This window comes from Segatella maculosa OT 289, from assembly GCF_000243015.1.
Classification (GTDB): Bacteria; Bacteroidota; Bacteroidia; order Bacteroidales; family Bacteroidaceae; genus Prevotella; species Prevotella maculosa.
The window spans coordinates 501,268-510,883 of record NZ_JH594501.1; the positions used below are offsets into that span (position 1 = coordinate 501,268).

The following is a 9,616-nucleotide window of genomic DNA, read 5'->3' on the forward strand; positions in this document are numbered from 1 at the left end:
CTCAATCGATTTCACTTGTCAGAATACGCTCAAGTTCTTCCGCCGAGAGCCGAAGATGGAACTGACCTTTCATGGCTACGCTGATACGTCCGGTCTCTTCGCTTACCACAATGGCTATTGCATCGCTGTCTTGGCTGATGCCCATGGCTGCACGATGACGCAAACCGAGTTCCTTGGGTATGTCGAGATTGTGGCTAACCGGCAGAATACAGCCCGCAGCCTTGATGCGCTTGTGAGCGATTATCATGGCTCCATCGTGCAAAGGTGAGTTCTTAAAGAAGATGTTTTCAATGAGACGCTGGTTGATATTGGCGTTGATGAGGTCGCCGGTATCAACGATATCGTCTAACGGAGCACCGCGTTCAATGACGATCAATGCGCCAACTTTGCCCTTCGACATATTCATACAGGCCATCACAATAGGCATGATTAGCCGGCGGGTTGCCTCAAGGTTCTTCTCATTGCGACGCGAACCGAGGAAGCTGCTGAGCTGTTTGATGCGCTGATGCGCACCGAGCGAGTAGAGAAAACGACGTATCTCTTCTTGAAAAAGCACGATCAGAGCGATGGCACCCACGCCGACCAACTTATCAAGAATAGCCCCCAAGAGCCGCATTTCGAGCACCTGACTCACGAAAAGCCATACCAATACGAACACCATCACGCCGATGAAGATGTTCAGCGAACGGCTTTCTTTCATCAGTTTATAAAGGTAGTAGAGGATAAGTGCAACCAGAACAATGTCGATGGCATCTTTTAATCCGAAGTCGAAAGGCATAGGCAGAGTTTGAAATGTTGAGTGTTAAATGTGAAATGAGGAATTTTGAACTGCAGTTTCAGGCTTTTCAAAAGACGAGGCCGATTGAATGGCCGAGACAATCTGTACGGCTTCCACCGCTTCGCGCACGTCGTGGACACGCAGAATGCCGGCACCTTTGAGCAAAGCGGCCGTATGGAGCACCGTTGTTCCGTTCAATGCGGTCATTGAATCGCCTCCAATGAGCTTGAAAATCATGCTCTTTCGCGAAACACCTACAAGCAAAGGAAGACGCAAAGCGGCCAATTGTTCCATACCATTATATATCTCATAGTTTTGCTCAAGCGTCTTTCCGAAGCCGAAACCCGGGTCAAGTATGATGTCTTTCACGCCACGATCACGCAACTGTTGCACCTCTTCTGCGAAGGCTATCATCATGTCGTGGAGACACGATTTCACCGACATCAGAATGTAAGGCACCTTTAATTCGCCCACAACATCGAACATACTACCGCTTTCATGAATAGGGGTATTGACAATACCTGTGATGCCTCCCTCGCTGACATCATTGATGATGTCGGCTCCCCACTCATCAATACACCGGCGAGCCACGGCAGGTCGATAAGTATCTACGGAGACAATGGCATCGGGTTGCTCGCGTCTGACAAGTTGTAATGCCTTTTTCAGGCGTTCTGTTTCCTCTTCTTCGCTCACTTCCTTGGCCCCCGGACGTGTGGAAAATGCACCCACATCAATCATTGTTCCACCCTCGCTGATAATTTGGTTGGCCCGTTCGGCTATCTCATACTCGGTCTGTTTGCGGCTTCCGGCATAGAAACTGTCGGGCGTGCAGTTCAGGATTCCCATGACTTTTGGGCTACTCAAGTCAATCAGATGACCGCGGATATTGATTGTATAGTCTATTGGTTTCATACCCACAAAGTTATCATATTTTGCTTTATCCTCCAAATTAAATCGCTGTCTAACCGCAAATCGTTAACATTATATATAATAAGTACACGCGCTTACGTACAGTTTCTTTCGTCTTATGCGTTATTTTAATTCCGAACACCTACTTGTCGTCAAAGAAAAAAGCGTAACTTTGCACTACAATATTCGCAAAGCTATGGATATAAACGAACTTTATCGCCTCTACCGGAAGCACCCTTGCATCACTACCGATAGCCGCAACTGCCCCGAAGGCAGCATCTTTTTGGCCCTAAAAGGGGCTTCGTTCAACGGTAACAGGTTTGCCAAGGCAGCCTTGGAAAAGGGTTGTGTCTATGCCATCATCGATGAAAAGGAGTTTGATGAGGCCGATAACGACCGTCTGATTTTGGTTGATAATTGCCTTGTCACATTCAAAGAATTAGCCAGAATGCACCGTCGTCGCTTCCATATCCCCGTGATTGGCATCACAGGAACCAATGGAAAGACAACCACCAAGGAGCTTCTTTCGACCGTTCTTGCCGAGCGTTACAAGGTGATGCACACCGAAGGGAACTTCAATAACGATGTCGGTGTGCCCAAAACACTGTTCCGTTTGGACGAAACACATGAGATTGCCGTCGTTGAAATGGGTGCCAGTCACTCCGGAGACATCGAGAAACTGGTCACTTATGTGGAGCCTACGTGTGGTATGATCACGAATGTGGGCTGCGCACACCTGCAAGGTTTCGGTAGTTTTGAAGGTGTAAAGAAGACTAAGGGCGAGCTTTATGACTATCTGAAGGCCCACGATGGCCTGCTCTTTCTCAACGAAAGCAACCCCGACCTTGTGGAAATGGCACGCCAACGTGAGATGGACCGCATCGTAACCTACGGTCAGTCGGCCGATGCCGACGTGCAGGGTGAGGTCGTGAGTTGCGCTCCTTTCTTGAAATTCTCATGGAGAAACCTTGCCACAACGGCCTCGAAAATGCGTACATATGAGGTAGGAACCCACCTGATTGGGGCCTATAACATTGACAATATGCTGGCAGCCATCACCATAGGGCTACATTTCGGCGTGACGCCAGAGCAAATCAACCATGCCCTCGAAAGCTATATTCCGTCTAACAACCGCAGTCAATTGGAGGTAACGGCCAAGAACAAGCTCATCGTTGACGCCTATAATGCTAACCCGTCGAGCATGGTTGCGGCCATAGAAAACTTCAAGTTGATACAGGCAACGCGCAAGATGGCTATTCTGGGTGACATGCGTGAGCTCGGCGAAGTGTCGGAAAAGGAACACCAAAAGGTTGTGGACAAGCTCAAGGCTGACGGCTTTGAAACGGTATGGCTCGTAGGAGAGGAGTTCGGAAAGACCGAAACCACTTTCCGAAAGTTCAAGAATGTAGACGAAGTGAAGGCCGAACTCGCAGCGCATTGTCCCAAGGATTACTACATATTGATAAAAGGAAGCAATGGCATTCGCCTGTTCGAGTTGCCCGAATTGCTCTGACAAGCGTTGTCTGTAGCCCGGAATTGGACCGGGAATGAACATTGCAAGGAAATAAAACCAAGGTAGAAGGATGAAAAGATTTTTAGGATTATTCTTGTGTTTGGCCTCGATTGCGGCACAAGCACAGCTGTCACGGATCGTGACAGGCAATCATTGGGTGGGCACATGGGCCACAGCTCAGCAGCCGGTTGTCAAGAGTTTCATGCCTTATGATAACAACATGAGCGACCGTTCGGTGCGTCAAATCGTGAAAGTCTCCATCGGTGGCAAGCTGATTCGCTTGGAATTGAGCAACGAACTCTCCACGGAGCCTGTCGTTATTCGTTCGGTTTACATTGCCCACGCAACCGATAGCTTTGCCATTGTTCCCCATTCGGCAAAGTATTTGAAGTTCGGTGGCAGTCATAAGGCAGTCATTCCGGCCGGCAAAGCCCTGTTCAGTGACGCGCTACCTTTCGACCTTCAGCCGCTTGAAAAGCTCGCCATCACCATCAATTACACCAAGGCTCCGGCACAACCTACCGTGCACATGGGATCGAGAACCACCAGTTATATCATGCGAGGCGTGACGAATGCCGCAACAAGCTTCGCCCCGTCGTTCCGTGAAAACCATTGGTTCAATATCGCGTCTATCGATGTTTACGACATGACGGCCAAGAGTATAGCCATCATTGGCAACTCCATCACCGACGGAAAGAACGCAACCGACAACGCAAACAACCGCTGGCCCGACGTGCTTTCGGAGACTTTGCAGAAGAAACACGGCGTCACCGACTGCGGAATCCTTAATCTTGGCATCGGAAACAACCGTGTTACGATGACCGGAGGCTTTGGTTTCATGGCCCGACAACGCTTCGATCGCGACATACTTTCACAGCGGGGCGTGCACACAGTCATTGTTTTTGAGGGCGTAAATGATATAGGAGCAGCTGGCAATGGCGGCAGTGAAGCAGTCGCAAACGACCTCATTCGCGCCTATGAAGAGATGATACGCAAGGCCAAGGAGCGCAATCTGCGCGTCTTTCTTGGCACGATAACGCCGTTCAAAGGGGCCGGATATTATTCTATTTTCCATGAGGCGGCCCGCCAAACCGTCAATCAATGGATCAGAGCGCAGCGCGGAAAGGTTGACGGTATCCTTGATTTCGACGAACTGTTGCGCGACCCTTCCGACCCAGCCCGACTGCAAAAGCAATGGCAGAGCGACTGGCTTCACCCCAACCCCGAGGGCTATCGCGCCATGGGAACGTATGCCGCAGAGGTCATAGCACACAGTTTGTAATACATGATGATGGTTATCGAGGCCTATTTGCGCAATGCTTATCCGCATTCATGGTGCATGAGGTATGATGAATGGTGCATGACAAAAGGCTTTGTTAACGTTTTTTATTGCAAAACGCTGTGATGTTTTCGTTGATAATCCATATATTTGCACCCAGTTTTAATTATTAATTATTACATTTATGAAAAAGCTTAGAAATTTTATCGTATTGTTTGCTGCCAGTGCAGCTATGGTAGCTTGTCATAACAACGGTAAGACCGCTGCAAACGCAGCCGGTACAGACTCTGCTGCTAACGATACTGCAATGCAAGACTCTGCAGTTTACGAAGGTGAAATCCCCGGAGCAGACACCGGTTCTATCTACACCCTCAAGCTGGCCAACGACTCTACCGATGGCTTTTCACTTCAAATCAAATACTTGAAGGACAAGGCTCCTGTAGAAAACTACAACGGCAAGAAGGTTGTTGCCACCAAGAAGGTTGCTGGCAAGGACGTAACAGTTTACAAGTTTGCGCTCGGCAAGGACACAACCTACTTCAAGGTTGTCAACGATTCTGTGCTCCGCATGGTCAACGACCAGTTTGAAGAGGCAGCAAGCAAGCTCAGCTACGACTTGAAGTTGAAGAAGTAAGCATCGTTTCCGCCTGCTTTCACAAAGGCATTCGGACGATATGACATCGGGTTCGCCGGCAGTTTGTTCCACCGGCGAACCTTTTTTGTTTCCTTTTTCTCGCAGGGTTGCCGGTCGAAAGCCTTGACTTGGAATGTCAATAAGCAATTTTTGCGGTGTAACGAATGATAAAATACAGCGAAATTGGCCGTGAATTGCAGACAAAGTGCACAAAGGAAACGATACCCGATAAATGATGAGGGCAAGCGAGAGGGCTTTGAACGTTTGTCAGGTGAATCAAAACTACACAATAGAAGCTTTACTTGAGTGGACGCACGAACCGTGCGTCCCTACATGTTTATAGCGCTTTTCATGCGAAAACAAGCGGAGAACGCAAGCTATATAGGGGACGCACGGCTTCATTCATGGTCTTTTTGATTGCTATAAGTTTAGCTGTGTGCAAGCTATGTAGGGACGCACGGCTCGTGCGTCCACTCAAACAATCGTGCGTCTGCATTCACTTCTCAAAATTATTCGAAAGCTGTTGACGGACAACTTCTTACGGGTTGTCTTTTTACTTCAGCCGTTTTACCGCGCAATATCAGCCATATTGCACGCTAATATCAGCCATTTTACGCCGTAAAATAGCTGAGACTGGAAAGCAAGAATAATAAAAAAACCGATGAAGCCATTGAGGTTTTCAACCGAACAAGGCTTCATCGGCACCGACGATTAAGATTTTTGATTATTTTTTCCTTATCTTCTCATCTCGAATCCCATGCGTATTCCGTCGTAGTTCCTACTCAGTTCGCCAACGGTTTGCAAGGTGCTGTTGCCGCTGAGGGCCGAAACGGTCTGGAGAACCGACAGCAACTTCTTGGATTCCAACAGGAAACTCATGCCCGAAGTGGTGCGTTTTGCATAGACAGGAATGGTGAATAGCAAGGTCTTCAGGGTGATTTTCTGGTTGCTATTGTCGTAACTCCACGTCCCCATAAGGCTGGTTCCGGCGATTTTTCCACTGAAGGTTTTGTCGCTGTTAAAGGTGAGTTGGGTGTTGTTTCGGTTGAAACCGACGCTTCGATAAGCCTCTTCCAACTTTACTTTTGCCTGACTTGCCGCCACTTCTCCGCCTGCTTTTGCCAGCGTGTTACTGCTGGTGAAGGCCACACCGGGGCCATTGTAGTGCCATGCCCCGATGAGTTCGCGCTCTGTGGGCTTGTCAATGCCGAGCACACTGCCCAAAGCGTTGCCGATGGACTTGGTGTTCATGCTGTTAAGCACGTCGCCCAAGATATCGGTTCCAGTGTTACTGTTGTTGTTGACCGTGATACCGCAGCCAATCAATACCATTGTCATGGCCGACACGCCTGCGGCCAAGATGCTTTTTCTGTTCATTTGTGTTGTGGAATAAGTTTCTGAGTTAATTGTTTCGGCCCAAAAGTCTCAACAGATAGATAAACATGTTGATGAAATCGAGGTATAAATCGAGCGCTCCGCACAGGGCAATCTTCTGCGAAGCCTCACTCATGTCGGGCGCCATGGCTAATTGTCGCTTGATGTTTTGGCTGTCCCAAGCGGTCAGTCCGACGAAAAGTGCCACGCCGACAAGGCTGATGATGAGGTCGAACATCGCGCTCTTGAGGAACATGTTGACTGCCAAGGCGATGATAAGTCCGAAGAGTGCCATGAATAAGAAGCTGCCCAAGCCGGCAAGGTTCTTCTTGGTGAAGTAGCCATATGCGGCAGTTGCGGCAAATGTTCCGGCTGTGATGAAGAACGTTTTGATGATGGCTGTCGGTGCAAAAATCACGAAAATGTATGACAAAGTGGCTCCGTTTAGCGCGGAGAAAACGGTAAACATCGCAGTCGTGGCAGCCAAAGAGCGATTCTCTTTCCACAGGCTTCCGCTGATTTTCCATACCAATACCAACTCGGCAATGAGGATTCCCCAGAACACAAGCTTGTTGCTGTAAATCAAATATAACAGGTTTGGCGACGTAGCAACACCGTAAGCGACGATGCCACTGATAGCCAAAGCAAAGGTCATCCATAGGTAAACCTTGCGCATCAAGGCAGGAAAGGCCTCTGAAAGGGCAAACTCTCTGGTGCCGTATTCCTGCTCTTTAACGCTCTCTTCAAATTCTTTATAATCCATATACTTATTTTTTGATGATAATCTCTATGATTTATAATTGCTGTTCCGGTTGTATTGCGGTCGGTTCCTCACCGTCTTTGTCTGCAAAAATACGCTTTTCCTGTGCTATGAACAAATACAATGCCATTTTTCGGCAGCTCTTTAATATTCTTTAGCCTATTTCCCGGTTGCCGATATTCATGCCTAAACTTATTTTGTTCGCCTTGGTATGCTTATATATAATAAGGTGTAAGCATCTAATTCCTTTCTTTTTAATCACAATTTCAAGAAAATAATCCTATCATTTAAACTTTTCTTTAAAAAGATTTGGTTGTAATTGATAATTGTATTACTTTTGCATTCGCTTTCCGAGCCTGATGTTGTTCGGAGGCGAGATGAAATAGCGTTCTTTGATAGGATTAAGATAAACAGAGAAGTAGTACAAGAAGCGAGGTGCGTGCCTTTTTGGGTGCGTACCTTGGGTAGAAGAAACGAGCCGTTCAATTATTTTGGAGAGGTTTTGCTTTAGACTTCGATACTTAATGAAGGAATTCGTTCTGGACAGATTAACTTGAGGTAGATTGGTAGAGTAGGAGTATTCGTGCTTTTTATTCTTTGGCTATTTACCTTATGATTTCTATTTTACAATGGAGAGTTTGATCCTGGCTCAGGATGAACGCTAGCTACAGGCTTAACACATGCAAGTCGAGGGGAAACGATGAGAGAGCTTGCTCTCTTAGGTGTCGACCGGCGCACGGGTGAGTAACGCGTATCCAACCTGCCTCTGACCAAGGGATAACCCGTCGAAAGTCGGACTAATACCTTATGCAGTCGTCGGAAGTCATCTGATGACGACGAAAGATTTCATCGGTGAGGGATGGGGATGCGTCTGATTAGCTTGTTGGCGGGGTAACGGCCCACCAAGGCAACGATCAGTAGGGGTTCTGAGAGGAAGGTCCCCCACATTGGAACTGAGACACGGTCCAAACTCCTACGGGAGGCAGCAGTGAGGAATATTGGTCAATGGGCGCGAGCCTGAACCAGCCAAGTAGCGTGCAGGATGACGGCCCTATGGGTTGTAAACTGCTTTTATGCGGGGATAAAGTGAGGGACGTGTCCTTCATTGCAGGTACCGCATGAATAAGGACCGGCTAATTCCGTGCCAGCAGCCGCGGTAATACGGAAGGTCCGGGCGTTATCCGGATTTATTGGGTTTAAAGGGAGCGTAGGCCGTGGATTAAGCGTGTTGTGAAATGTAGACGCTCAACGTCTGACTTGCAGCGCGAACTGGTCCACTTGAGTGTGCACAACGCAGGCGGAATTCGTCGTGTAGCGGTGAAATGCTTAGATATGACGAAGAACCCCGATTGCGAAGGCAGCTTGCGGGAGCACGACTGACGCTGAAGCTCGAAAGTGCGGGTATCGAACAGGATTAGATACCCTGGTAGTCCGCACGGTAAACGATGGATGCCCGTTGTCAGGCTGTATCAGTCTGGTGACCAAGCGAAAGCATTAAGCATCCCACCTGGGGAGTACGCCGGCAACGGTGAAACTCAAAGGAATTGACGGGGGCCCGCACAAGCGGAGGAACATGTGGTTTAATTCGATGATACGCGAGGAACCTTACCCGGGCTTGAATTGCAGACGAACGATTCAGAGATGAAGAGGCCCTTCGGGGCGTCTGTGAAGGTGCTGCATGGTTGTCGTCAGCTCGTGCCGTGAGGTGTCGGCTTAAGTGCCATAACGAGCGCAACCCCTATTCTCGGTTGCCATCGGGTAATGCCGGGCACTCCGTGGAGACTGCCACCGTAAGGTGTGAGGAAGGTGGGGACGACGTCAAATCAGCACGGCCCTTACGTCCGGGGCTACACACGTGTTACAATGGCCGGTACAGCGAGTCGGCCGCATGCAAATGCGGTCCAATCCTGAAAGCCGGTCCCAGTTCGGACCGGGGTCTGCAACCCGACCCCGCGAAGCCGGATTCGCTAGTAATCGCGCATCAGCCATGGCGCGGTGAATACGTTCCCGGGCCTTGTACACACCGCCCGTCAAGCCATGAAAGCCGGGGGTGCCTGAAGTCCGTTACCGCGAGGGTCGGCCTAAGGCAAAACCGGTGATTGGGGCTAAGTCGTAACAAGGTAGCCGTACCGGAAGGTGCGGCTGGAACACCTCCTTTCTGGAGACGATATTCCATTCTGCCGTATGTTCGGCATTTGTAAAGGTCAGAGCATTCCTTAAGCGTTCGTCCTTCCACCGTCTTCTTGTACTCACGGACCTGTTTTGTATTATAGAGAAAAAGGAAGCCGGGCTCCCCAAGCCCAGGTCTTGGACAGCAACCAACCGGGATTCGTGAGCATGATGATTATTGATTGTTAATTATTAATTAT

Annotated in this window: 8 protein-coding genes and 1 rRNA gene; 4 read left to right on the top strand and 5 right to left on the bottom strand. The window is 48.9% G+C overall.

What is annotated here, in order from left to right; all coding sequences use genetic code 11:
- Nucleotide 1: 1 nt before the first annotated feature.
- Nucleotides 2-778, bottom strand: a complete 777-nt coding sequence (cdaA, locus tag HMPREF9944_RS04110) for a diadenylate cyclase CdaA (RefSeq protein WP_008564634.1) — start codon at nt 776-778, stop codon at nt 2-4.
- Nucleotides 779-802: 24 nt separating this feature from the next.
- A complete protein-coding gene (gene folP, locus HMPREF9944_RS04115; protein WP_008564635.1) occupies nt 803-1,690 on the bottom strand; it encodes a dihydropteroate synthase in 888 nt (295 codons plus the stop codon).
- A 193-nt stretch (nt 1,691-1,883) separates the two neighbouring features.
- Between folP and HMPREF9944_RS04120 the strand changes: the two genes are divergently transcribed.
- The 3 genes from HMPREF9944_RS04120 (at nt 1,884) to HMPREF9944_RS04130 (ending at nt 5,113) form a co-directional block, all read left to right on the top strand.
- Nucleotides 1,884-3,200, top strand: a complete 1,317-nt coding sequence (locus HMPREF9944_RS04120; protein ID WP_044113319.1) for a UDP-N-acetylmuramoyl-tripeptide--D-alanyl-D-alanine ligase — start codon at nt 1,884-1,886, stop codon at nt 3,198-3,200.
- Nucleotides 3,201-3,270: 70 nt separating this feature from the next.
- Nucleotides 3,271-4,482 carry an SGNH/GDSL hydrolase family protein gene (locus HMPREF9944_RS04125; protein ID WP_008564639.1) on the top strand — a complete coding sequence of 404 codons (1,212 nt, stop codon included), beginning with the start codon at nt 3,271-3,273 and terminating at the stop codon, nt 4,480-4,482.
- Nucleotides 4,483-4,663: 181 nt separating this feature from the next.
- Entirely contained in the window at nt 4,664-5,113 is a 450-nt protein-coding gene (locus HMPREF9944_RS04130; RefSeq protein ID WP_008564640.1) for a copper resistance protein NlpE N-terminal domain-containing protein, read from the top strand.
- Here HMPREF9944_RS04130 and HMPREF9944_RS12935 read toward each other — a convergent pair.
- The 3 genes from HMPREF9944_RS12935 to HMPREF9944_RS04140 form a co-directional block, all read right to left on the bottom strand.
- A complete protein-coding gene (locus HMPREF9944_RS12935; protein WP_155814603.1) occupies nt 5,089-5,253 on the bottom strand; it encodes a hypothetical protein in 165 nt (54 codons plus the stop codon). The genes HMPREF9944_RS04130 and HMPREF9944_RS12935 overlap by 25 nt on opposite strands.
- A 595-nt stretch (nt 5,254-5,848) precedes the next feature.
- A complete protein-coding gene (locus tag HMPREF9944_RS04135) occupies nt 5,849-6,490 on the bottom strand; it encodes a DUF4923 family protein (RefSeq protein ID WP_008564643.1) in 642 nt (213 codons plus the stop codon).
- Between the two features lie 25 nt (nt 6,491-6,515).
- Nucleotides 6,516-7,250 (bottom strand): Bax inhibitor-1/YccA family protein, encoded by a 735-nt coding sequence (locus HMPREF9944_RS04140; RefSeq protein ID WP_008564644.1) that lies wholly within the window; start codon nt 7,248-7,250, stop codon nt 6,516-6,518.
- A 623-nt stretch (nt 7,251-7,873) separates the two neighbouring features.
- Between HMPREF9944_RS04140 and HMPREF9944_RS04145 the strand changes: the two genes are divergently transcribed.
- Nucleotides 7,874-9,405, top strand: a 16S ribosomal RNA gene (locus tag HMPREF9944_RS04145).
- Nucleotides 9,406-9,616: the final 211 nt, after the last annotated feature.